Source organism: Comamonas testosteroni, assembly GCF_000761245.1.
Taxonomy (GTDB): Bacteria; Pseudomonadota; Gammaproteobacteria; order Burkholderiales; family Burkholderiaceae_C; genus Comamonas; species Comamonas testosteroni_C.
Map to the genome: position 1 here is coordinate 22,162 of NZ_AWOR01000026.1, position 24,846 is coordinate 47,007.

Below are 24,846 nucleotides of genomic sequence, written 5' to 3' on the forward strand. Positions count from 1 at the left end.
ATGGCATAGCCACCTCTACTAAGAAAGGGGTAAATCATGAAGAACGACTTCGCCATAAGCGTTGAAGTTGCAACAGTATCTGGCACGAGCCGACTTGTTGATCGAATCTGCAACGGCATCTTGGCCGGGGAGTTCTCGGTGGCGTTCCAACCGATCATTGACGTGCACTCTGGCCGCACGGTGGGAGCCGAAGCTCTATTGCGCTGGCAACATCCGGAGCTCGGTCAACTGTTGCCCGGAGCCTTCGTTAAGGCGCTAATGAAACCCGAAGCCGCATGGGCAACAACAGCGTTTGTCATCGATGAAGTGTGTCGGCAACTGAGCGCCTCGATGACCACCTCCTCAGCAGCTGTCCATGAAAATGGCGCCGAGCTGCAGTTCGTGTCGTTCAATGTTTTGCCGTCCCAACTTAATGACCCAAGACTTGAAACGCTGATCCTCTCGTCATCTTTAATGCATCGTATCAATCCATCGCAGATTCTGATTGAATTGCTCGAGTGCGAGCCGATAGTTGATCAAGCTGAGCTGCAGCAAGACATTGAGAGGCTGCAGCGGCTGGGAGTGCGCGTTGCCATCGACGACTTTGGCAGCGGTGCATGGACCTTAAGCGATCTGGCAAACCTCAAGATAGATGTCGTCAAAATCAGCGGTAAGCTTGTGAACCGAGGCTCACTGGATGCAAGAACGAGGCCTATTCTTGGCGGCATGATCGGTTTGCTTTCAGATCTTGGAGTCGCGGCTGTCGTGGAGGGGATCGAGTCGATGGACCAACGGGCTTGGATTGAAACGCAGAAGCCTGTTATGGCGCAAGGCTATGGCTACGCGAGACCTCAACCTTGTCTGCGCTCTGCACTAGATATCGAAGCATAGATCCGCCGCATTGCTTCATTCGCAGCGACTCCCTCCGCTCGCGCAGTGGTCCCGTTGTGCAATGCTTAGTAGAGACCCTCTTCTACGCCATCGCTCCTACTTAACTCTATGAGCATAGTATTTACCCATCGTAGGTGTGCATCCAGAGGAAGACCGGCTGCATTCAGCCACTTCAACGACAGCAGCCAAGGTTAGTGTTGCCGCTTCAAAGCAGGAGGAGATATTGCGCTCAGCGATTGCCAGATGCTCGACCCTTTCAATGGAGATCCGACCCGGCAGAGCCTCTTCGAGCATTGTCTAAGAGCTTGGGCGCATAGAAGGACGCCATAGATATCGGCTGAACCAGGAAGATCGGAGTGCCTGCTGCCCTCCCCTTGCAGTTTTTTTGAAAAGCCGCGGCAGAGCACACCTATGGTGCTCAAGGATTGACCTCGCCGCGACAGTTGGCGCATCAGACAGATGCCGAGCACTTCACCTTCCTCAGATTTCGGTACGGCGGTCGCTCGGGTCAACGATTTCTGCCACGCTCGAAATCACAAGGGCTGGTCGCTCAGCGCTCCTCTAGCAGCTTGCGGGATGCAAATAGCTCGGCATCGCTGCGGATACCAAGCTTTCGAAGTGCCGATTGCTTTTGCGTGCTAATCGTCTTAGAGCTGCGAGCGAATTTCGCCGCGATGTCAGACACGGACATGCCCGCGAGATAGCAGCGAAGCACTTCATGCTCGCGCGGACTTAGGCTTAAGATCGCAGATGGGCCGGAGTCGGACGCCGACGCACTCTCGGCGCTCACGACTTTTTGTCTCGCAAAGCGAGGGTCCGGCATCGAGCTCGACATGAGCTTACCGGACAACTCTGCGCTGATGTAGGGACGGCCTCTCGCGACGACGAAGATTGCATCCGCGAGTTTGCTGAGATTTTCGCTCTTACCGAAAAAGCCGAGCGCACCCGCGCGCATTGTCATGTTGACGGTCGCAGGCGTATCGCTACTAGACGTCATCAAGATCTTGCATTCCGGGAAACGTGTACTGATAAGCTTGACCAGATTGAGGCCGTCGATCTCGCCAGGACCTAGTGTGTAGTCGAGCAACACCACGTCTGCGTGATTCGCCTGGAGCCAGCAAATTAAGTCACGCGATTTCCCGAAGCTCGCCACCACTGCAATGTCATTCCTCTCCGCCAGATAACTGGAGATCCCATGTTGGACTACGGTATGGTCGTCCAGGATCACGACCCGGATCACCCGGTGTTCTGGCCTCATTACTGGCCCTTTCATTCTTGAGAAATGGTTTTGAATAGCTGGTTCATCTCTAGTTGTCACAAGCAGTTACCAATGCGGATGACCATCGGAATCAGAGCATAGCCTTTCAAGATAATTTATATATCCTCCGCCTAAACCGGTCGGAGGCTCGCGTTCATCACTGGCGCCCGAGCAACTTCAGATAACGTAGTGATTCGGTGGTGGAGAAGGCTGTACAAAGGATGATATGTGCCGTGCGTTGCGCTCGCGAGGCACAGCCTATGATTGCAGGCGCGTCTCTTGAGTTGACCCGGATTCAGACGGGCGATACTGCCGCAGATATGTACCACAACGCCGGATCAACATTATCGCAGCCGCTCAAGCAATGCGGCCGATTCATTACAGCTCGACCAAGACCGTGGTGGAAGGGCGCAAGCATATTAAATTTGAAGGGACGCTCGATCCTAATCTGCCTGGCGTTCGGGCTGACGCCGGCGCTAGGATGGGCAAACGGCAGGCCGGAGTTTACGCAGGAGGAGCAAGCATGGATCGCTAAGCATCCCGTAGTTCGGACCCGTGTCGATCCAAGCTGGCCTCCCTTCGAATTTCGACAACATGGCAAGATCGTCGGTGTCGTTCCATCATTTCTCGAGGCAATCTCGCGGATTAGCGGGTTGCGCTTCGAGTATGTCGACGATGTCACCTGGCGCAACTCGGCGGAGGCATTGCGCTCCGGCAGGATCGACATCGCTCCAGACCTGACCTGGCGCAACGCGCTTGATGCATGGAGGGTAGCTCATCCCGATACTAGCTCAGGTATCCAGGCAGATTCCACCCCCGCCTCAGTCCGCGACAACCTCATCTTCAGCCGCCCCTATTTCGTCGGCACAGTGTTTGTCGTGACGTCCGAGCGTCTGAACCTGCTAGTCGACGCCCGTAATCTCGCTGGCCGGCGCATTGCGATCAAGGGCGGCGGTGCAATGGAAGCCGCGATTCGCCATGGCGACATCCCCGTCATTTTGTTGACCTACGACGATGATCGAGATGCACTCGCGGCGGTCGCCGAAGGCAACGCCGATGCCGCAATCGGTCCAGACGTGTCGATGCTGCCGCTCGTGCAGCGTCAATACCGCGACAAGCTGTTCGTGTCCGGAGGACTACCGGACACTCCGTATGCCCTCTCTATTGCGACGCGCAGCGACCTGCCGGTGCTCGCCTCGATTCTCGATAAGTCCCTCGCCTCGATACCGGCGCGCGACGCCGAGCAGGTCGTGCATCAATGGATCGAGTCGACCGACTACGGCAAACCGTCGCTTCAATCGATCCTTTACTACCGGCGCTGGCAGGTAGCGGCAGCTGGAGCCGGCCTGCTAGCGCTGATAGCAATCGCATTCGCTGCCTGGCGCTCGCGCATCGCGGCTGTGCGCAGCGAGCAGGATAAGGCGATGTTTTTCGCTTTTATAAGCCACGAGATCCGCACACCGATGCACACGATCCTGTCTTCGCTGGAGTTGCTGCAACGCGCGAAGCTGCCGCCAAAGCAGGCAGGTCGCGCGGACGCGGCTGTGGCCGCGTCGGAATCGCTGCTGGCATTGCTCGACGAGCTTCTCGAATACTCGCGCCTAGAATCACGCAACGTGGTGCTCACACCCGAGCCTACGTACGTCGAACCCTGGGTACAACGAAGCGTCGACATGGTGCGCTGGAGGGTCGACGAGAAAAAACTGGGCCTCGCGCTTGAGCTCGCCTGTCCGCCGGGACTGTGCTTGCTGATCGATCCGATGCGCACGCAGCAGATCGTGCTGAATCTGCTTGTCAACGCGATCAAGTTCACATCGGCCGGTTCAATTACGCTGCGTGTCGACTACCTCGACGGTATACCGGACCGTGCCGGATCACTCGTGATTGAGGTCTGCGATACCGGCATCGGCATTCCGCCCGAACGCCAGCGCCGCATTTTCGAGCCCTATCAGCGTGTCGAGCACTCGAGTACTCGCCGTGTCAGTGGAAGCGGATTGGGGTTGTCGATCTGCCGCGAACTAGTCGACCTAATGAAAGGCGTGATTACCGTCAGTAGCAGCCCTGACAACGGCACGGTCTTCACCGTGATCCTACCGGCACAGCGTATCGCACACACCCCGGCAGCAGGCATGACCGACACGCACGACACGAAGTCTGCCCCATCGCTGTCTGTGGCGGCGCAAGCGACTGCGAAGGCCTACCCGCCGCAGTCCGACAACGGACCGATGATCCTGGTCGTCGACGACCACGATGCCGTTCAACACGCGATCCAGCACCAACTTGACGCGCTCGCGTGCCGCTCGACCGTTGCCAACAACGGCGAGCAGGCACTCGCGCATTTCGCGCGCGCCGAGTTCGACATGGTGCTGCTCGATTGCGACCTGCCCGACATCGACGGCTATACGGTCGTGCAACGTATGCGCAACGATGAACGACTTCAGCAGCGGTCGCACACGCCCATCATCGCGATCTCAGCGTCGAGCGGCGACGTCCATCGGCAACGGTGCTTCGACAACGGCATGGACGGCGTGCTGTGCAAGCCGCTGCGACTCGAGGAACTACGCCAAATGATCGACCTGTGGTGTCCGTTCGCCATCATGGATGAGAGCGCGCCAGCGGCCGAAGACATGCGAGCGCCGAAAGCGGACTTCTGGGCGGTCTTTCAACGAAGCGTAGACGCCGATCTGGCAGCGCTCGGCGACGCATTGTTGAATGACGATGCCGATCGCGCACGTCATGCGTCGCACCGTATCAAGGGCGCCACCGCAATTGCAGGCCATGCAGCGACGAGTGAACTGGCAGCCGAACTTGAGCGCCTGCTTGAGGCTACCTGCGGCAGCATGCCGTCAAGCATCCATGCTCTCGGTGACGAACTGTTGCGTCTGCATCGTGCCGACATGGCCGGGCTGGACACCACCGAGCGTAAGTCGGCCGACCCTGATGCATAGACCTCCGAGATGGCGGAATATCAGCCCCGGGACACGTCGAAATTCTATGATGCGTCTGGTGCCTCGAAAGCATCGACCAGGCACCACGTCGCGATAGTGTTACGAAGCATTTCGAGCCGCAACGGTTTTCCAAGCACACCATCCATGCCGCTATCGAGGCACTGCTCGCGATGCGCCTCGCCAGACTCAGCCGAAATCGCAATGATCGGAACCCGCCGGGTCTTGCGGGCGGCCTCTTCCTGCCGGATCGTCCGAGCGAGTGCATAGCCATCGATATCGGATAGATTGCGATCGAGCAACACCATGTCGATCCGGCCCTGTGCGAGGTACCGCAATGCGTCTATTCCCGTGCCTGCAACCACCCCGACGCAGCCAAGTGCATCGCACTGATCCTGCAGTGCGGTCCTGACTGCGTCATGATCGTCGACGATCAGGATGCGTGCTGCGCTGCGGTGCACCGGCCCGGCTGTTGCGAGCTCCGGTGCCGGCGGAGTCGTGATCGGCTGCGTCCAGCCCCCCCCCTCCTCTGCCGGAACAGGCAATCTCACCGTAAATACCGTTTCTACATGCGGCGTACTTCTAACCGTGATCGAGCCGCGCATCAACTCGACAAGCTCGCGGCAGATCGCGAGCCCGAGCCCGCTGCCGCCAATGCCTTGCTGGGGCTCGCGATCCGCCTGCCAATATGGTTCGAAGACACGGTCGATCCGATCGGGCCCGATGCCGATGCCAGTGTCGCGCACTTCTATAATCAACGAGCCGTGGCGTCCATGACGGGCGGTGTGATAACCCACGCGCAACGTAACGGCCCCGGATGCTGTGAAATTGATCGCGTTGACAAGCAGATTCAGCACGATCTGGCGCACACGAACTGGGTCAATCAGCACGAGCATCGATGGCAGCTCTGACACATCGAGCAGCAACGCCAATGCTTTTCTCTCCGCCCTCCATCGCACCAAGTCGACTGTTTGACGGGCCCACGCATCGAGCTTGACCGTTTGGGGAAACAGAGTGACCCTGCGCGTCCCCAGACGGGAATAGTCGAGGATATCGTCGAGCAACGTCAGCAGCGTTTCGGAAGCCGACGTGGCTGCATCCACACGGCGGGCCTGCTGCACGGGTAACTGAGAACGCTGCAGGAGCTCGAGCGACGACAGGACCGTCTGCATCGGCGTGCGTATCTCGTGACTGACGAAGGCTAGGAGCATCGCCTTGTCGCGCTTGCTGCGGATAGCTGCTGCACGGGATTTCCACATCAGGTATACAAGCACCGCGAACGTCAGCAACGTGACTACGGTCGCCAGCACCACCGGCGCACGATAACGCAGTATCGAGCGGATCGACGGCTTGCCGTAGTCACCCAGCTCGATCGAGTCTCGCGTGATGCCGGCCGTCTCGCTGACCGTAATGGCAGCGAGCGATTTGTCGATGATTGACGCGAGAATCGGTAGATCGGCGCGGGTGAGCATGGCAAGCGACATCGGGCGGTCGGCCAGCATGCCGGACATGTAAATCTGGCCAATGAATTTCCGACGCATGATCGGCAGGATCGTGACGTCGACACCAAGCGCGGCGTCGGCGTCACCGTTTGCAACTGCAGCTAGTGCGAGCTCCTCGGTGTCAAACGTCCGCACGTCGAGCGGTACGCCGCTGTGACGGACGAAATATTCGACCGCTCCTTGTCCCTTTATGGCAACGCGCTGGCCCTTCAGCCGCTGCAGGCCGAAGATCATCGAGGAGTTGTTGCCCGTTACGACGGTCAGTCGGCCGACAAGGTACGGCGCGCTGACAAGCGCATCGGCGCTGGTGCGCTCGCTCACAAGCTCGCGCCAGACGCCCGGCAGCAAATCGACCTTGCCGGACGCGAGCGCTTCGTACGCCTGACCCCATTCCGTGCCGGGCACGGTCCGGAACGTGAGACCGGTCATCCTGGAAATAGTACTCAGGTAACCTGCAACGAGGCCCGCATGCTCACCGTTGTGCATGTATTCGATCGGGCGCCAGTTTGCCTCAACAGCGATATGGACCACCGGATGATTGCTAATCCAGCCAAGCTCCTCGTCAGTGAAGACCGCCTTTCCCCTGACGTTGGCGGTGCCCGTGCTGACCGAAAGGATCAGCAGCATGATCGTCAACATGTGGCGAAACATGCGAAACACCGGAAAATGCGCGAAGGACGTAGCTTCCATGATTGATTTGCTGGAGATAAAGGTATCCGACGCCCGGTAGCGGGCGCCCAACGCGCTACAGATTTGCGGATGACGGCGTAAACGTGATCGTCAACTTGTTGCTGCACTTCCCAGGACGCTTCCAGACCGACTGAAATTCCGGTGTGTCGAGTGTCAACAGCGTCGGCGTGCAGACAACCGGCACCGTTGCCGTACACGTATGAGCGGAGCCCACGAGATGCTGAATTTGACTTTGCCGGACACCGCATCGTTCGCTGCGGAATGGTCTTCAGAGAGCGAGGCTGCCGGTTCCATGTAGACGCGATACAGCACCTCCTCCTGAGGTACGCCCAGCGGAATCACCCGCTCACCCGCACGAGCCGCGTGCCGCCGGCCGGCAATGCGAACTCGCTGGCGAGATCACGACTACGTCATCGCCGGAGCTCATACCAGCCTCCTTGCGCTCGTGGTCTGCTGCCGGGTCGATTACGCGCTTCGCAATCACCTTCACGTATTGCGTCGTGTCGAATTTCGAATAGACGCGCTGCTCCGCGGCCGGCTCAATGTCTGCCACGATGGGGGCCGCCATTGGGTAAACCACCAGGTTTGCTCTGGCGGTCGGAGATAGAGGTGACGTTGTGATCGTGGCGATAAATGCCGCTGCAATACGGTAATTATCTTCAAATATGATCTGCATAACTTTTAATGAAATCCAGATTCGTTCATGCATTCATAGGTCAATCTGAATGTGGTGTTTACTTAGACGGAATATAGGACTCAGTAAATGATCTAATCACTACGATGCAATGCTTGTTGCGTTGCGATACTTAGATTGGATTTTTACTAATAAGAGAGTTCAGATATATAAGAATGGGACTAAAAATCCCGAAATCGTGCGATTTGCTCAGTTGAAGTGCGATGCGAAGCCGCAGTCGCCTGCGAGCCAGGCAACTTCTCATGTGGATCCACAGTAGTACATGGTTGGGAGAAGCGGGGCTGCTACTGGCCGTAACTGCCGCCAAGCATAGTTGGCTGAAGGGCAGTGAAATCTGGCTGCGGGTCGAGTGGATGTGCACAACCCGGCGACGTTTCTAGATTGTTCAATCCGCGGCGCCATGGCGCGTTTGAGTTCATGCAGCGGTAGTTCAACGTGCTTTGGCGATGCTGTTCGTTATGCTTAATCGCAAGGCCTGCCATTTACCCAATTGCTCAAGAATGTTGAGGTATTTCTGGACGCCCTTGGCCAAAGGCTAATACGTATAGTTTGGAGTTGCAATTGACCAGCATTTCTCAACTCCGATAACGAAACATCGGTCCCTTTGACGAGGCGCGGATCATCAAATGGTTTCAACGTCTCCGTCGACTTCGGCACGAGACAATTTTTCGCGCGCAGCGCCTCGCAGAGGCAACCGCATAAAGTCAGCTGCAGCCTCCCTTTGTCCGGAAAGCGGCAAGTCAATAAGGGTAAGGTGTTCTTTACACCCAAGCATGGCTGCCGTCCGCTTCACCGACTTGCAGGATCCTGCCAAGCACAAGAGGTTTGGAGGCGTAATTCGCCAGGCCGCAGACACTGTTCTGAGCAAGGCCACCGGCTACCTTGGCCACATAGACCTCGCCAACCGAGGGCCGCTATGTGCTATCTGTCCAATGGGAGACTCTAGGCGACCACGCGGTTGCCTTGGTTGCCTTGGTTGGTTGGAGTGTTGGATCCGTTTTGCCGAGAGATGTCTATGCCCGAAATCGTCGTATATGCCGCCGAAGGCCGCAGTCACGAGCAGAAACAGGAGCTCATGCAGAAGATAGCGAGCGCAGTCAAAGAGACGTTCGGCATTCCTCTGAACAAGGTCGTCTGGCGTCGAAGGCCGAAAACAAGCTGCGCGGTGGCATTCTCTGCAGCGAGCGTCAAGCGCTTCAAAGCAGCTAGGCTGCCCACTTGAGAAGTGAGCTGTGTGCGAATCAGCGGCCAATATCCTTGGCCGCTGCGCAGTTGTCTGCTTTATTCAGGGGTAATACCTGCCGCCTTGATGACCTGTCCCCACTTGGTGGTTTCTGCGGCCTGGAACTGTGCCAGCTCCGAGGCAGAGGTGGTCCAGGCTTCGGAGCCGGACATATTGAAGAAGGACTTGGCCGCAGCGCTGTTCACCGCCTTGGTCAGCAGTTGATTGAGTCTGGCCGCGACAGGTCCTGGTGTATTGGCAGGCGTGTAGGCTGCGAACCAGTAGCCCATATCATAGCCTTTGACACCGGCTTCCGCGATGGTCGGAACATCAGGCAACTGTGCGCTGCGCTTTTGGGTGGAGTAACCCAGCGGGCGCAGCTTGCCAGCCTTGATTTGAGGAACGCCCGTCGAGACGTCGGTAATCATCAGGTTTATTTGCCCCCCGAGGAGATCCGTGAGGGCGAGCGGATTGCTCTTGTAGGGAACGTGAAGGATGTCGACGCCAGCGAGTTGCTTCAGCATTTCGCCAGCGACACGGCTTGAAGAGCTGCCGCTGCCAAAACTCAGCTTGCCGGGATTGGCTTTGGCGTAGCCCAGCAGATCGCCTACGGACTGATAAGGCGAAGTCGCAGGAACGACCAGGACCTGTCCACCTTTTCCGAGACCTGTGATGGGGGTGAAGTCCTTGACAGGGTCGTACGACAGCTTTTTGTACAAATGCTCGTTGGCAGCATGCGTCGTATTGGTCGTGATAAGCACGGTGTAGCCGTCAGGCGCGGCCTTGGCCACCGCTTGAGCCGCAATCATGCCACTGGCACCGCCTTTGTTTTCCACCACGACCGGCTGCTTGGTTTGCTCTGAAACGGCTTGTCCCAAGGCGCGTGCAAGCTGGTCTGTGGCACTGCCGGCTGCAAACGGAACAACAAAGGTAATAGGCTTGTTTGGAAATTCGCCCTGTGCAAAGGCCAAGGGGCTGAGCGCCAGGCTTGCACCGCATGCAAGAACAGTGCGTCGTGTCAGAAATTTCATGGTTTGTCTCCTAGTGGTTGTTGTAGAAAATTCAGGCGCTCGGACCGACGAGCAGTGGCTCGAGATGGCATGGAACCACGACAGGCATTTCAAGCACCCTGAAGCACAGCGTTTTTCCATGGCTGTCCAGATTCAGCGAGTCATTGACCCCCCCATCCAACACGTTGTCGAGCACCAGATTCATGGCGTGGAGCTTGGGTAGCAGATATCGCTGGACACGGCTGGGCCTGCGGTCTGCAAACAGGTGCATCACGACTTGTTCGGTGACTTGTTCGCACACCACTTCCCACAGATCCGGATGCCATGCAATGACGCTGATGTTGGAGCGGTTGCCTTTGTCACCCGTGCGTCCATGCGCAACTCGGTAAAGGGGAACGATAAGGCTTGAGTTCATGGCTTACTCCTGATGCGGCTTGGTCCAGTGAAAGCCAGTCGTAATCTGTTGCTGAGGTACCAGGCACGACACCATTCCCAGGCGCTGGCGCATATGGGTGCGAACGCCCCCTCCCCCCGCCGGGCCGCAGCAATACAAGGCATTTATCTCGCGTGGCAGACGTGCAGCAACTGCATGGTCGGCATGCTGCCAGGCCATGCGAAGCCGAACATCCCGGGATTCGCTGGCAATGCTTGCTCCAGTCAGCCAGTCGCTGCTGTCGTTTCCCCAGACGCTGGTTACGCCGATCAGGTCTGTTCTGAGGGGGGCAATGTTCGCCAGGCGCTTGGATATGGTCTGGGCGGCCAAACGCGCACGTTCAGCAGCTCTTGGACCTGCGTAGGAGATCTCTCCCTCGGCAAACCACCCTGACTCGAAACAGACATTGACTTTGAGCGTCTCCGGTCTCGGGTGGCCTATGACCCCTTCCAGGCGCACCCGGTCAGGCCCAACCGAAATCACTTCTGCCTGAGTGATGTCGGCAACAACGTCTGGCGTGAGGTAGCAGGCAGGGTCATGGATTTCGTAGAGCAGCTGCTCCTTGACCGTGGCTGCAGTGATGCACCCCCCGGTCAGAGATGGCTTGAAGATGGTGCTGTTGCCTGCGCTGTCGATTTCGGCAATGGGATACCCCAGGCGGTCCATGTCCGTCACATCTTTGTACCCGGGGTCGGCGAAATAGCCGCCAGAGACCTGGGTTCCACATTCCAGCAGATGCCCGGTCATCGTGGCTCTGGCCAGACGATCCCAGTCATCCCAGGCCCAGCCGAAGTGAGCCATGGCAGGTCCCACCACAAGTGAGGGGTCGGAGACGCGGCCGCACACCACAATGTCTGCACCTGCCAGCAGGGCCTCGGCAATGGGTCGTGCACCTATATAGGCATTGGCGCTCACCAGTTGCTGCTCTGGCATGTCCGAGCCCAGAGCTTTTTCGAGCAACTGGTAATGCGCGGGGCCGCTGAGGTCATCTCCATGAACCACCGCTATTTGGGGTAAGCGCGTCCCGAGCTCCTTGGCCAATGCCGCGATGGCTCGGGCTGCACCTTGCGGGTTGGCCGCGCCAAAGTTGCTGACGATTCGGATACCGTGCGCCAGGCAGTCGGCGAGCACGGGCCGGAGAAACTCCACCATGAGAGGCTCATAGCCTGTATCGGGATTCTGACGACGAGCAAGTTGTGCCAGTGCCAGAGTGCGCTCGGCAAGCGTTTCAAAGATCAGAAAGGCAGGTTTGCTTTGTCGAACCAGCTCCCGCACGACGGGTTGCGCTGCATCAATTCGATCGCCGGAAAAGCCTGCCGCACATCCGATGAGCAATGACGTTGTTTCGTTTTGCACTCTTGTCATGAAACCTCCTGTTGCTCACTATAGGAAAACCGCTATAAGCTGTGAAATCGATTATTGAGATTAATTAATCTGTATTTCAAATGAATCTATCGTCGCGCGATGTGCAGGCATTCCTGGTACTGGCCAAGCAAAAGAACTTTACCCAGGCCGCCAGCATGTGCCACTTGTCACAACCTGCTTTCAGTGCTCTCATCCGCTCCTTGGAGCAAACGGTAGGTCTCAAGCTTTTCGACCGCAGCACAAGACACGTGGTGCTTACCCGTGAAGGGGAGCGATTTTTGCAGTCTGCAGAGCGCCTCGCCGCGGAGTTCGCTGCCTGCGAAAGAGCGATGCGTGATACTGCACAACTGGCCCACGGACATGTATCAGTTGCATTGCTGCCATCCCTTGCCGCAGGCTGGCTTCCTGAGGTGCTGAAGGTGTACACGGCCCGGCATCCGGGAGTTCAGCTGAGTGTGTTGGACGTGCTGTCCGAGCCATGCATTGCTGCCGTGGCAAATGGAGAGGCGGATTTTGCGCTGGCCGCCATACGCGTGGATACCCCCGACCTGAAGGCAGAGCCGTTTTGCAGTGACGGCTTCTATATGGTGTGCCCTAGCGACCATCCACTGGCGGACAAGGACGCGCTGTCGCTGGAGGATCTGACGCCCTGGCCATTCATCCACCTGGCACGTCACAGCAGCGTTCGTCAGTATTTGGATGCCGCTTTTTTTCCTCAAGCCATGCACACATTCGTCGAAGTCGAGCAACTGGCGACAGTGATGGGGCTGGTACAAGCGGGGCTTGGTATCACCGTGGCTCCTGCACTGAGCCTGTTTTATTTCGACAAGCCGGGACTGGTGACACGACATCTGCCGTTACCCGGAATGGACCGAAAAATCTATATGGTGCGCAGGCGGGAGCGCAGCCTCTCATTGGTGGCTGAAGCGCTCTACCAATTGATGCAGGAAATGCGTCCGGCAAACGCCTGAACCCCATGCCTGAGAAATCCAGGTCGCAAATGCTCGGCGATCGGGCACGCTGCGAATGCAGCCACGCATGAGAGAACAGCACCTCCGAAGCCCAGGAGACTATGGCTACGCCTGCAACCGCGAAGTGCGCGAAGCACAGCATGCATGGCAGGCTGTCGCCAGCCCGCCACTGCCCAGGTTTGCACATCTACACGCTGTCCTCTCTTGGTCTTAAGCTCGGCTGTTTACGGGTCAGACCATCGAAGCCACTCGCGTCCTCGCATCATGCAGAGATATCTCGCATCTGTGCTTGCAGAGAACGCAAGTCGGTCATGCAGTGCAGCTGGCCTTGCTCAGCATCACCTTCTAAAGCCCCGGAGACATACATGAAGTACGGAACCAGTCGCAAGCGCACTGCCGCCAACCTCAATTTCCCTTGCCGTCTTGCCGACGGCGCGCTGCGCAAGCTGCTAGTTGCTGGATTTGCGCTGGCAGCGCTGGCCAACGTCACGCTTGCGCAGGAGTCAAAGCGGGATGCATTCTTCTGGCTGGGCCAGATCAACAAGGCTTCGGCAGTCATCAATACCGACGAAGGCCTGCTGGACAAGTCCATGGCTCCCAAAATTGCGCGAGGTCTCCAGACCGTCTTGAACGCAGGCGACGCGCCCAATGGCAAACGGCCAGGTTTGGTCATCACTTTCGAGCCCCTGCTCATCGAAGCTGCCGGCGTGGAAGCCACCTTGCTGCATGCCGGGCGCTCAAGCCAGGACATGCTGGCCACCGTGCGCTCCGCCATACAGCGCGACGACATGCTGCGTCTGGCCAGGCAGCTGAGCCAGACCCGTGCTCATCTTCTGAGGCTGGCCGAGACCTATGCCGGCACAGTCGTTCCGAACTATACCAACGGGGTCGCAGCCCAGCCCAATAGTTACGGGCACTATCTTCTTGGGCATCTCGCGGGCTTTGACCGTGATGCCCAGCGTCTTCACGAGGCTTTTGCACGCATCGACCAGTCGGCAATGGGCACTACGGTTCTCAACGGCACCAGCTGGCCCCTGAATCGGGAGCGCATGGCCAAGTACCTTGGCTACCCGGTCACGGTGGACAACGCCTACGATGCCGCGCAAATCCTGGCTGCGGAAATGCCGGTGGAGGTTGGCGCAGTTGCTTCGAGCATTGCTCTGCATGTCGGAGCTTTTGTCGAGGACGTGATGGTGCAGTATGCACAGCCCAGACCCTGGATTCTGCTGCGGGAAGGCGGAGGCAACACCTACGTCTCCAGCGCCATGCCTCAGAAGCGCAATCCTGGATTGCTCAACGACACCCGCGCCAATGCCTCGCGGGTCTTGGCCCTAGGTGTTGGGCGCCTAATCAGCCAGCACAATATTCCGCCGGGAATGAGCGACAACAAATCTTCCCATGACTCTTCGGCGCTCGTTGGCGCCACGATCTCCACTCTTCAGGGATTTGACAAAGTGCTCGGCGGCCTGGTCATCAATCCCGAGCGTGCACTGGAGGAGCTCAATCTCGACTGGACGGCATCCCAGGAAGTGGCCGATGTTCTGATGCGCAAGTACAAATTACCGTTCCGCGTTGGCCACCACTTTGCGTCGGAGGTCGTGAGCTTTGCCAAGGAGCGCAATATCACCCCACGCGACTTCCCTTACGCCGATGCTCAACGCATCTATGCAGCGACGCTGAAACACGAGATGCCCATCGAGAACGGCAGCCTGCCAATGTCAGAGAGCGAATTCCGGGCAGCGCTGGACCCTGTGGCCATCGTGAAGAATCGTGTGACTGCTGGCGGCCCCCAACCTGCGGAGATGGCCCGCATGATTGCGCGCTCTAGGCAAATGCTTGCCCAGGAGGAGCAATGGACGGCCGAACGAAGCAAACGCATTGAGACGGCCATCAAGGATCTTGACCGCGACTTCGTACGCCTGACGGCTCAGTGAAGAGGAAAACAAGAAAAGAGGCCGAGACCTCTTTTCAAAGCATTGGTGGCCGGGCTGGCTTTTTTCGGCTGGCGGTGCCGTAAGCCTTGAAGCCCTCGCCGTCAGCGCTTGTTCCCTTGCTGGGTGTATTGCGCGTACAACTCGTCAGCCATTTGTCGCAGCGCACGACCTATGGCTGCGTACTCATACTCGTTGAGATTGGCCAAGGAGGCGCGTCCCGATGGACGGTCCGATCCAAAGCCACGTCCCGGCAGGAGCACGATCCCTGTTTCGTCGGCAATCCGGAACAGCATGTCGCCGGTCGAGGACTGCTTGACCGCCCATTTCGAGAACGCTTCGCCATAAAGCTTCGACGTCACGTCCTGCAGGTCAATCAAGGTGTAGTAATCGACCGCATTTTCATCTCTTTGCGGAGGCGTTCCCAACTCGCGATACAGCGTTGCTTCACGACGTCGTATCAGTTGCTTGAGCGTGTGCTTGTACTGGTCGCTCTCGTCCATGAGCGCAAACAGCGAGAACAAGGTCATCTGGACCTGCTGCGGCGTGGACAGACCGGCCGTGTGGTTCAAGGCAACAGCGCGGCTGTCGGCAACCAGACGATCTATGAATTTCAATGAACGCACATCGGGTAGCAGTGAACGATAGCGATCATCGAGCGCTGTTTTCTCGGACTCAGGCAGCTTGCCCAATGCCAAGTCGAAGATATTTTCCTTATGGGCGGCCACAACACCCAGACGCCAGCCAGTGGCACCAAAGTATTTGGAGAATGAATAGACCAACAAAGTGTTGGCCGGGCAAATCGCAAAGAGCGACTGAAAGCCATCGGCAAACGTGCCATAGACGTCATCGGTCAGGATCATCAGATCCGGTCGATGCTCGGCCACAATCTTGCGCACACGCTCCAGGCTGCGCTCGTCCATCTTTACCGATGGCGGATTGCTGGGGTTCACGCAGAAGAAGATCTTGATGGCCGGATCCTTGAGCTTGTCCAGCTCGGAATCAGGATATTGCCAGTTGAGGGCCGGGTCGGCATTGATGGCCACCTCCTCCAACGCATACTGGGCCAGTTCCGGAATTTCTATGTACGGAGTGAAAACCGGCATGCCGATGGCTACCTTGTCACCAGCCTTGAGCAGCCCGTTGACCTTCATGCTCTCGAAGATGTATGCCATGGCGGCTGTTCCCCCCTCGACCGCAAACAGGTTCACGGACTCGCTGGGAATTGCATCAGCCCCCATTTCACGGATGATGTACTGGCGCACGATTTTTTCGCTGATGTTCAGCATCCGCGGGGGAACGGGGTAATTGCAGCCCAGAATACCGTCGACCATCTCGTGCAGGAAGGCGGCCGGATCCAAGCCCAGCTGATCGCGCACATAACTCAGGGATTTACCGAGAAAGCGCACGCCTTCCTGATCGCGGTTCTCGGCAATATAGCGCTCGAAGCGCCCCTCTATGCCCTCGATCTTTGCCAGACCTCCCACGCCCACCGTGGTCATATACGAATACGAAAGTTCCGACTCGGCAGCCGCGAACAAGCCCAGACGGAAAAATGCTCTTCTCGGGGTGGTTGCCAGAAAATTGGGATTGCCCCGCCCCGCATTGAGCATGAGGCGGTTTCCATCGCCCGAGGCGATCTTGATCAACTCATCCTTGAGCTCAAACGGGCTCAAGTTCGCCAGACTCTGATAATCCTTGCTCATATCGCAACTCCTTCCATTCGTACTAGTGAATCAGTTCAGGGGTTTCACGCAAAGGCAATGACCAGCGGACCCAACAAAGTCAGGAACACATTGGCCAACGCATAAGTGATTGCAAACGGGGTGGTGGGGATTGAATTGCCGGCCTTGTCCAGAACCTCGCCAAACGCGGGATTGGCACTGCGTGCGCCCGACAGCGAGCCCGCGAACACGGCCACGTTGTCGTAACGCAACACATACTTGCCAAACACAATGGCAATCAGCAGCGGAATGATGGTGACCAGAACGCCCAGCATGAATAGCGTCAAGCCCTGTTCCATGACCGTGCTGACCGCCTGCTGGCCGGACTGCAGGCCCACCATGGCCACAAAGCCGGCCAGCCCCAGATCGCGCAGCAATGTCGAGGCGCTTGTCGGCATATTGCCCATGGTGTGCTTGCGGCTGCGCCACCAGCCAAACAGCAGGCCAGAGAGCAAGGCACCGCCACCGCTGCCCAGCGTGATGGGAATAGCGCCTATGCGCAGCACCAGCAGGCCAATCAGCAGGCCGACGACAATGCCGAAGCCGTGGAACACCCAGTCGGTTTTGTCGCTGGGAACAATGATGGGACCGGCGGCCTGGGCAGCCTTCTGAACGTCCTGAGGCGTGCCGAACAAGGTAACCACATCGCCGGGCATCACCATGGTCTGCGCAGTGATGGGAACCGGCGATCCCGCGCGTATCAAGCCCTCGGCATAGACGCCGTGCTTGAGATCCTGAGACAGGCTGTCCAGAATGTCCTTGACGCAGCGGTTGAGATACTGGGAATTGGAAATGGCCACATCACGGCGCACCATCACCACATCCATGCCCTGGGCACCGGGCAGCTCATCGCCTACCGACTTGCCCAGAGACACCACGGCGGAGCGGCGTCCGACCAGCAAAATAATGTCGCCAGCCTCCAGTACTAGGCTGGGGTCCACGCCGACCAGGGCATTCTTTCGCTGAATGCGCTCCACTGTCACCCTGCCCTGAGTCCCCTCGGCTTCGAGATCGGCCACGGTTTTGCCTGATTGAGCGACGCGGAAAATACGCCCAACCAGATCGGGTGCCGCTGGCGATTCCCCCACGCCATAGACCCGAACGCCCTTGAGCTGCTCCTGCTCAGCTTGAACCGCGTCATCCCGGATATTGCGTCCGGTAATCCATGGCAGGACATTGACGCACATGATGATGGCGCCGAAAGAGCCGAATATATAGGTGACCGCATAGCCGATGGCGACATTGGCCTGCATGCGCTGCACCTCTTCGCCCGAAAGCCCGAGTTTCTCTATGGCAGAGCCAGCCGTTCCAATGATTGCCGACTGCGTCAGTCCGCCGGCTGCAAGGCCTGCAGCCAGGCCTTTGTCCAGTCCGAATACCCGGGCAATCACCACCACCGTGATCAAGCCGGACAAGGCCACTACGACGGCCATCATGATTTCCTTGACCGAATGACGCCCCAAAGAATTAAAGAACTGCGGGCCGCTTTCAAAGCCTACGGCGTATATGAACAAGGCGAAAAGCACAGCCTTGATGCCTGAATCGATCTGAATGCCGATCTGGCTGATCAAAACCGCTGCCAATAGCGAACCAGCCACACCACCTAACTGGAATGATCCGAAGCGGAACTTGCCGACCCAGTATCCCAGAGCCAGAGACGCGAAAAGTGCCGCCTCCGGTGATTGGTGAAAAATGCTTTTAAGTAAATCCATGGCCACCTCTATTTCCGGATAAAAGGATCAAGCAACAGAAAGTCCACTCATGCCTCTATGCATGAGCCTGGAAATGCTTGAACTCAGGAGAAAGCGGTTTGCTACTAGGAAGCGTGCATCGAGATCGCCCATCTCAAAGCTGATGCCACATCCATTGGCTGGTTGGTTCTTGTCTTCTTCTATTTCCCACCACTATTAAAGACAAAAGCGTACCAAAATGTAGGACGTAACCGATTATTCTTTTCAAAATATTCATGGCTCTTCAGTTACGGCTTGACATTGACCGCCAATATTGGCAATCCACCAGCATAAGCCGATGGTCAAGCCTGTGACGCCGAGACTGAGCTGAATCGCAGCCTAGGCGCCGGATAACGATTAGCGCAAGGTTCTTCGGTTAATGGAGCGCCGGGTTGCCGCCAGATTGCTTCGACGCGCCAGGGGCTGGGTCACATTTGGATCCGCTGCATTGGCTGCAGCCGCCAGTTTTTGTTGTGCATCCAGCAGGCTCTTGAGATCGGCTGCGCGCTCCTGCGCCAATGCTGCCGTGTTCTGGGCGGTCTGCAACTGGGCATGCAGATTCAGGATCTCCTGCTCGGATTGCTCAAAGCGAGTCAGCAGTTCCTGATAGCGAGACTCCGCCTTGCGCTCCTGGTCCTGCAGGCTTTTTCGCGCTGCAGTGAGTTCCTGCCGCGCACGATCGACCTCGTTGAGCATATGTCGCTCGTTGCCCGCATACTGCTCGGCCATGCGCTGGCGCTCGGCGGCGGCTGACTGAATTTCCTCGCTGTGTTTTTGCTGCTGCAACTCACGCTGGCGTACGGCATTGCTCAGCTCATCACGTAGTTCTTCCAGGCGCTGATCGCGCTCTTGTAAGGTCTGCTGCATTTCGTCAAGACGCCGGGCCAAGTCTTGGGCGTGATTTTGAGCTGCCTGCAGGGCTTGATTCAGCGCATCTTTTTGCGCTTCCATGGTGGCCTGGCGCTGCGCGAGTTGCTCCTGTTGCGCCACAAATTCCTGCTCTGCAGCTTTCAAAGCCTGTTCGCGAAGATCCAAAGCCTTGCTGGCCGCGGCTTTCGCCTCTTCCTGTGCCGTATTCCAGAGATCTTCGGCGAGGCGCTGCACAGGGTCCGGCACCGATTGCAGCACGGATGGGTCCTGCTCTCCCGCCACACCCAGACGACGGCCCAGTGTTGCAAACCAGGTCTCCAGCATCGGGCTGACCGTATTGGGAGAGCCTCGCCCTATCTGCTGACGCACGCGCTCTATGGTCGGACGCAGCCCCTGGGCAATCAAAGCATCCGCTGCAGCCCAGACATCGGACTCCTGAACACCTCTGGACGTAGTTTTGCTTGTATTCATATCTATTCGCCAAATAACTAACGATAAGTGATTGTTATCGTTATCTATATTTATATTGCGTAATACACAATACATCTTATGTATTAAATATTACGTATGAAATTTTCATACAGATGACAACGTACATTAACCCGGTTTCACCCCTTTGATTCTGGATGTAGTCCGTTCTGCGTTCGAGAGAGCAATTTCGTTGGCTTGATACAGGCGGTTCCGCCAAGCCTGTGATCAGGCTGGCATGAAGGCATGCTGTGCCTGATCGCTGTCATTGATGTACGCGACGCCTGCCTCAGCCCGCAGGCTCTCACGCATAGTTGCACCCGCCTGACAGGGCGTGAGCAAGGATGCGTGAGTTAGGACAAGAGGGTCCGCAGTGCTGCGCCTCCTTTTGCCGGCACGTCGATTTCAGCTGGCATGCAAAGTCAGGGAGAAAATAGCGCCATGGATTCAAGCAAGCCCTCGCCCTTCCCTGCCCCTGTGACTTTTGACGCCAACCGCCTGCAAATACAGGATGTGCCGGAGTCTGCTCTTGCGCCCAAAGCGCATGAAGCCATCAAGGAGCTCATGCAGGAAGGCGAATCCAGCAATACGCGCAGCAGCTATCAAAGCGCCATGCGTTATTGGGCGGCCTGGCATCTGCTGCGCCTTGGCCAGCCCATGCAAATGCCGCTGCAGGTTTCCACGGTGCTGCAATTCATCATCGACCATGCCCAGAGGCAGACCGCTGGGGGCTTGCTTCATGAAATGCCGCCCGAAATCGATGAAGCCCTGGTTGCAGCCGGCTACAAGGGTAAAAAAGGGGCTCCTTCACACAGCACGCTGGTGCATCGCATGGCCGTGATGTCCAAGGCGCATCAGGTGCATGCCATGCCCAATCCCTGTCAGGACGGGGCAGTCAAGGAGCTTATGTCGCGCACGCGCAAGGCCTATGCAAGGCGCGGCGAGTTGCCGCAGAAGAAAGAGGCGCTGACGCGCGATGTGCTGGAGGAATTGCTGGCAAGCTGTGACGACAGTTTGCGCGGCCTGCGCGACCGGGCGCTGCTGCTGTTTGCCTGGGCCAGCGGCGGGCGGCGCCGCTCCGAAGTGGCCGGCGCCGATATGCGTTTCCTGCGCGCCGTGGCTGGTGGGGAATTCATCTACACCCTGAGCCATAGCAAGACTAACCAGAGCGGCACCGACGCTCCCGAGAATCACAAGCCCGTCACCGGCCGTGCCGCCATCGCCCTGAGAGCATGGCTGGACGCGGCCGGCATCACCGACGGTCCTATCTTCAGGCGCATTCGCAAAGGCGGCCATTTGGCAGAGCCATTGACTCCCGCTGCGGTGCGCAACATCGTCAAAGAACGCTGTGCGCTGGCTGGTGTGGAAGGAGACTTTTCGGCGCACTCGCTACGCTCGGGATTTGTGACCGAGGCCGGCAGACGCAATCTGCCGCTGGCTGACACCATGGCATTGACCGGACACCATAGCGTGAACACCGTACTCGGTTACTTCCGTGCCGACTCGGCACTCAACAATCAGGCGGCGCGCATGCTGGACGAGGACTGATCAAGCCCCATCAGCTGCAGCGCAGTCTGATAAATGGCGGATTGCGGATCGGCCAGTTGCAGCGGCAAATCAAAGTGGTTGGTCGCCGGCGCTTCCACCCATTGCCCCGGCAGACAGCGTGCCTGCCAGGCCGCCAGATAGTCGCGCGACTGGCGCTTGAATTCATGGCTTTCAAACTCCCCACAGCTCACGCACAACTGGCATTGAGCATGGGTACTAGCATCGGGCAGCAGAAAGCGCGGACTGTTGCGTATGGCGGCAGTATCGTCGAGCCGCATCCAGTCGTTGATGTGGGTTGCCAGCAGCGGCTGCAGGTCGAACAGACCGCTCAAGGTCAATACAGACCGGGGCACGGCCTGCGCTGGCAGGTCGTAGTCTTGCTGCCAGTCCTTGGCCAGCAGCATGCCCGCCAGATGTCCCCCGGCCGAGCTTCCGCAGACACAGATATTGCGGGCATCACCGCCGTAGATGGCAATATTGCGCACCACCCAGGCATAGGCTTGACGCATCTGATCAACGATATGGTCCAGAGTAACGGACGGGGCCAGATCGTAGTCAGGCACAACGATGATGGCGCCCTCCTGCGTCAGTGCGGGCGCCATGAAAGCCGAATCATCCTTGCTCAAGGCCTTCCAGTAGCCCCCATGGATGAAGATGAAAACAGGCGCAGCTTGTGCTTTCGCTGCCCGAGCTGCGGGCAGATAGATATCCAGAACATCCGTAGCCCTGGGGCTGTAGCGCTGGTTGCGAACCGCGCCAGGCAATGCAAACGCGGCCTGGCTTTCCTGCGTGTAGCGCGTCATATACGCCAGCGGATCCTGCACGCTGGCGCGGGCGTTGTATTGGCGGTCGTAGTAAGCGGTCGTGGAGTTGGTCGAGATGGAAGGCATTTTCTGCGCGGCTTTGGGCTTCGGGCGGCGATCAATCGCAGCGCACAGCATAAGCCAGGCGGCAGGCTCTTCACTGCCGCGGCAGTGTCAACTCCGCAAGCCTGCATCCTCCAATTAGACCTGTTCACCTGTCATGTAGATACATTAAATTACATGCTTGCAAATGAAATCAGAGCGTTGGAGCAGGCGTTGATTAAAACAAAAGCGGGAGTTGGCTGTGCAGCCATGATGTGGGGGCTCTGCTCCCAGGCCGGCGGCCTTGATAGAACAGGCCAGGACCTTGGGCCTTTGTTTGAAAACGGCCGCTATCTTTCCGTGGAGACCTATACGGTTCGGCCCCGGATCCAGGGCACGGATGCCCTGGGCAAGTCCACTGGACAGGTGGTCGACGATTACACCCAATGGGGCTTTGCATACAAGCAGGATGTGAATCCACGGACCTCGGTGCTGCTGATGTTGAGCAAGCCTTTTGGCCTTGACATCGCTTACAGCCCGCTGCAATCGCCTCTTTTTGGCGGCACGCAGGCCCGCGTGAGCAGCCATGAACTCATGGGGGCGCTGCGCTACAGCTGGGATGAGCACTGGGCCGTGCATGGCGGTCTGCGCCTACAGCGTACCGAAGGACATGTCGCCCTGGGGGGCATGGTATTTGGAGCGCTCAATGGATACCGGGTGGATTTCAGGCCCAGTACCGAGCCAGGCTATTTACTGGGCATGAGCTATGAGCGCCCGGATATGGCTTTGCGCGTCGCTGCGACCTATTACTCGGCTATCAAGCACAAGATCGCGACCCGTGAAAACCTATGGCCGGGCGAAACAAGGACGGCATCGACTGCTCCGCAGAGCTTCAACCTCGATATTCAGACAGGCATCACGCCAAGTACCCTGCTCTTTGGACAGATACGCTGGACCAACTGGTCGCAATTCCGGCTACACCCGCAGACCTTGGCTGCGATACTCCCAGGCCGCAGCCTGGCGGACATGGAGGACACCACCACCTACACGCTGGGTCTTGCGCAGAGGCTGGCTGCGAACTGGTCCGGCTTTATCGCCATGGCTTATGACAAGCGCAGTGACAAGGCCGCACTGTCGCCATTGCGCCCCACCGATGGCCGCCTTGGCTACACGGTGGGGGTGAGCTATCAGCAAGGACAGTTCAAACTCACGCCCTGGCTGAGCTACCAGCGTCTGGGCTCGGTTGACATCTCCAGCGGCGGCACGACTCTTGCGGCTTTCGATGCCGAGTCCGCCACGGCGTTCGGGATTAGACTCGGCTATCAGTTCTGAGAACAATCGCAGCTAGTACGCTGCTGCAATCTGGCTGCAGGCGCCCGAAGCGCTCAACCCAGCGCCGCGATCACGTCGGCCGGAGCCTGCACCAGCTCGATCAGCACGCCCTCGCCGGCAATCGGAAACTCGTCATTGCTCTTGGGGTGCAGAAAAGTGATGTCATAGCCTGCCGCTCCCTTGCGGATACCGCCAGGAGCAAATCGCACGCCATTGGCCGTCAGCCATTCCACGGCCTTGGGCAGATCGTCGATCCACAGGCCGATGTGGTTCAGCGGCGTGGCGTGCACGGCGGGCTTTTTCTCGATGTGCATGGGCTGCATGATGTCCACTTCCACCTTCATCGCGCCCCGCCCCATGGCCAGAATGTCCTCGTCCACGTTTTCGCGCTCGCTCTGAAAGGTGCCGGTCTGCTCCAGACCCAGCATGTCCACCCACAGCTTTTTCATGCGCTGTTTATCGGTGCCACCGATGGCGACTTGCTGAATGCCCAGAACCTTGAAAGGACGATTGCTCATGAATGACTCCTTGATTGATAGCTTAAAGCGCAATATTGGTAAGCGCTAGAGCCAGTTTTTATTGAAATATCAAACCTCGCCCAGCAACCAACTGCTGGCCATGGCAAAGTATTCGCGCAGCCAGGCGTTGAAACGCGTGGCCAAAGGGGTAGGAGCCGCCACGGGATAGACCTGAGGCAGATCCTGCCGCTTTGCAATGTCCATGGCGCGCATCAGATGAAAGTCGCTGCTGACCATAGCCATGGGTGCATCCGCAGCCACGCCGCGCTCGGCCAGCAAGGGCCGGCTGAGCTTCAGATTCAGCTCGGTGCTGGTGCTGAGCTTTTCCAGCACCAGCCGCTGCGCAGCAATACCGTGACGCTGCTGCAGATAGCGGGCCATGACCTCGGCCTCAGACTCTTTTTCACCCCAATCGACACCGCCGCAAACGGCGACCAAGGCCTGGGGCTGCAGCTTGGCCAGCTGCGCCGCCTGATCCAGCCGCGCGGCCAGCACCGGCTTAGGGTGACCATCGAGTGTGGCACTACCCAACACCACGATGGATTGCACGGGCGGCACTTGCTGTGGCTCCAGCCCCAGGCCGGACAGGCGGCTCCAGAACCAGAACAGGCTGATCAGCCACAGCGCCAGAACGACCCAGCCCAGCGACCACAGCCTTTGATTCAAGGGCCTGGACGCACGCCAATGCTGCACTGAGCGCCATTTCCAGCTCAGCCCAAAGGCCCCGGCACCCAGCATGGCGGGCAGCACCACGCCCACATTGAAATGCCCCATGCGCATCAGTACCAGTGCATCGGCCAATAGCAGCGCTCCCAGCAAAGCCAGCAGTGCGCGCGCGCATCTGGCTGGGCGGGATATCGAGGTATCTGCTTTCAATGTCATAGCTGCTGGCTCATATTGGATAAGGGCTAGAGCCTATA

The 24,846-nt window shown here is 58.1% G+C and carries 20 protein-coding genes; 7 read left to right on the top strand and 13 right to left on the bottom strand.

Annotated features, from left to right (window positions below; genetic code table 11):
• Nucleotides 1-36 precede the first annotated feature (36 nt).
• Nucleotides 37-870: an EAL domain-containing protein gene (locus tag P353_RS05985; protein ID WP_034366716.1), complete on the top strand. Its 834-nt coding sequence runs from the start codon at nucleotides 37-39 to the stop codon at nucleotides 868-870.
• 550 nt (nucleotides 871-1,420) lie between these two features.
• Here P353_RS05985 and P353_RS05990 read toward each other — a convergent pair.
• Complete coding sequence (locus tag P353_RS05990) at nucleotides 1,421-2,128, bottom strand: response regulator transcription factor (protein ID WP_034366719.1); 708 nt, start codon at nucleotides 2,126-2,128, stop codon at nucleotides 1,421-1,423.
• 416 nt (nucleotides 2,129-2,544) lie between these two features.
• Between P353_RS05990 and P353_RS05995 the strand changes: the two genes are divergently transcribed.
• Nucleotides 2,545-5,076 (top strand): ATP-binding protein, encoded by a 2,532-nt coding sequence (locus P353_RS05995; protein WP_034367043.1) that lies wholly within the window; start codon nucleotides 2,545-2,547, stop codon nucleotides 5,074-5,076.
• Between the two features lie 44 nt (nucleotides 5,077-5,120).
• Here P353_RS05995 and P353_RS06000 read toward each other — a convergent pair whose 3' ends face one another.
• From P353_RS06000 to P353_RS06005, 3 genes are all read right to left on the bottom strand, one after another.
• Nucleotides 5,121-7,265 (bottom strand): ATP-binding protein, encoded by a 2,145-nt coding sequence (locus P353_RS06000; RefSeq protein WP_034366722.1) that lies wholly within the window; start codon nucleotides 7,263-7,265, stop codon nucleotides 5,121-5,123.
• Between the two features lie 55 nt (nucleotides 7,266-7,320).
• Entirely contained in the window at nucleotides 7,321-7,479 is a 159-nt protein-coding gene (locus tag P353_RS30240) for a CfaE/CblD family pilus tip adhesin (RefSeq protein ID WP_332835645.1), read from the bottom strand.
• A 132-nt stretch (nucleotides 7,480-7,611) separates the two neighbouring features.
• Entirely contained in the window at nucleotides 7,612-7,974 is a 363-nt protein-coding gene (locus P353_RS06005) for a hypothetical protein (protein ID WP_269799950.1), read from the bottom strand.
• Nucleotides 7,975-8,974: 1,000 nt separating this feature from the next.
• On the opposite strand from P353_RS06005, the gene P353_RS06010 reads away from it, so the two are divergent.
• Nucleotides 8,975-9,181 (top strand): tautomerase family protein, encoded by a 207-nt coding sequence (locus P353_RS06010; RefSeq protein WP_113707691.1) that lies wholly within the window; start codon nucleotides 8,975-8,977, stop codon nucleotides 9,179-9,181.
• A 59-nt stretch (nucleotides 9,182-9,240) separates the two neighbouring features.
• Here the strand turns inward: P353_RS06010 and P353_RS06015 are convergent, their stop codons facing one another.
• From P353_RS06015 to P353_RS06025, 3 genes are read right to left on the bottom strand one after another with little or no spacing between them, the layout of a single operon-like run.
• The gene (locus tag P353_RS06015; protein WP_034366725.1) at nucleotides 9,241-10,212 is read right to left on the bottom strand and encodes a Bug family tripartite tricarboxylate transporter substrate binding protein; all 972 of its coding nucleotides are present in this window, start codon (nucleotides 10,210-10,212) and stop codon (nucleotides 9,241-9,243) included.
• 31 nt (nucleotides 10,213-10,243) lie between these two features.
• Entirely contained in the window at nucleotides 10,244-10,606 is a 363-nt protein-coding gene (locus P353_RS06020; RefSeq protein WP_034366727.1) for a hypothetical protein, read from the bottom strand.
• Between the two features lie 3 nt (nucleotides 10,607-10,609).
• Nucleotides 10,610-11,989 carry an acyclic terpene utilization AtuA family protein gene (locus P353_RS06025; RefSeq protein ID WP_034366729.1) on the bottom strand — a complete coding sequence of 460 codons (1,380 nt, stop codon included), beginning with the start codon at nucleotides 11,987-11,989 and terminating at the stop codon, nucleotides 10,610-10,612.
• Nucleotides 11,990-12,069: 80 nt separating this feature from the next.
• On the opposite strand from P353_RS06025, the gene P353_RS06030 reads away from it, so the two are divergent.
• Nucleotides 12,070-12,960 (top strand): LysR family transcriptional regulator, encoded by an 891-nt coding sequence (locus P353_RS06030; protein ID WP_034366732.1) that lies wholly within the window; start codon nucleotides 12,070-12,072, stop codon nucleotides 12,958-12,960.
• A 365-nt stretch (nucleotides 12,961-13,325) separates the two neighbouring features.
• The gene (locus P353_RS06035; RefSeq protein ID WP_034366733.1) at nucleotides 13,326-14,894 is read left to right on the top strand and encodes an argininosuccinate lyase; all 1,569 of its coding nucleotides are present in this window, start codon (nucleotides 13,326-13,328) and stop codon (nucleotides 14,892-14,894) included.
• 101 nt (nucleotides 14,895-14,995) lie between these two features.
• Here the strand turns inward: P353_RS06035 and aspD are convergent, their stop codons facing one another.
• The 3 genes from aspD to P353_RS06050 all read right to left on the bottom strand — a co-directional run bounded on the left by aspD (nucleotide 14,996) and on the right by P353_RS06050 (nucleotide 19,686).
• Nucleotides 14,996-16,597, bottom strand: coding sequence for an aspartate 4-decarboxylase (gene aspD, locus P353_RS06040; protein ID WP_034366736.1), 1,602 nt, complete (start codon nucleotides 16,595-16,597; stop codon nucleotides 14,996-14,998).
• A 44-nt stretch (nucleotides 16,598-16,641) separates the two neighbouring features.
• On the bottom strand, nucleotides 16,642-18,327 hold the full coding sequence (gene aspT, locus P353_RS06045) for an aspartate-alanine antiporter (RefSeq protein WP_034366739.1): 1,686 nt from the start codon (nucleotides 18,325-18,327) through the stop codon (nucleotides 16,642-16,644).
• A 375-nt stretch (nucleotides 18,328-18,702) separates the two neighbouring features.
• On the bottom strand, nucleotides 18,703-19,686 hold the full coding sequence (locus tag P353_RS06050; RefSeq protein ID WP_034366742.1) for a DNA-binding protein: 984 nt from the start codon (nucleotides 19,684-19,686) through the stop codon (nucleotides 18,703-18,705).
• A gap of 438 nt (nucleotides 19,687-20,124) precedes the next feature.
• On the opposite strand from P353_RS06050, the gene P353_RS06055 reads away from it, so the two are divergent.
• Nucleotides 20,125-21,231, top strand: coding sequence for a site-specific integrase (locus P353_RS06055; protein ID WP_034366745.1), 1,107 nt, complete (start codon nucleotides 20,125-20,127; stop codon nucleotides 21,229-21,231).
• Here P353_RS06055 and P353_RS06060 read toward each other — a convergent pair.
• Nucleotides 21,201-22,121 (bottom strand): alpha/beta hydrolase, encoded by a 921-nt coding sequence (locus tag P353_RS06060; protein ID WP_034367044.1) that lies wholly within the window; start codon nucleotides 22,119-22,121, stop codon nucleotides 21,201-21,203. The two genes, P353_RS06055 and P353_RS06060, sit on opposite strands and share 31 nt — an antisense overlap.
• A gap of 288 nt (nucleotides 22,122-22,409) precedes the next feature.
• Here P353_RS06060 and P353_RS06065 point away from each other — a divergent pair, with 288 nt between their 5' ends.
• Entirely contained in the window at nucleotides 22,410-23,408 is a 999-nt protein-coding gene (locus P353_RS06065) for an outer membrane protein transport protein (RefSeq protein ID WP_232776294.1), read from the top strand.
• Nucleotides 23,409-23,461: 53 nt separating this feature from the next.
• Here the strand turns inward: P353_RS06065 and P353_RS06070 are convergent, their stop codons facing one another.
• The gene (locus P353_RS06070; protein WP_034366751.1) at nucleotides 23,462-23,926 is read right to left on the bottom strand and encodes a VOC family protein; all 465 of its coding nucleotides are present in this window, start codon (nucleotides 23,924-23,926) and stop codon (nucleotides 23,462-23,464) included.
• 69 nt (nucleotides 23,927-23,995) lie between these two features.
• Nucleotides 23,996-24,808, bottom strand: a complete 813-nt coding sequence (locus tag P353_RS06075; RefSeq protein WP_034366755.1) for a YdcF family protein — start codon at nucleotides 24,806-24,808, stop codon at nucleotides 23,996-23,998.
• Nucleotides 24,809-24,846 lie beyond the last annotated feature (38 nt).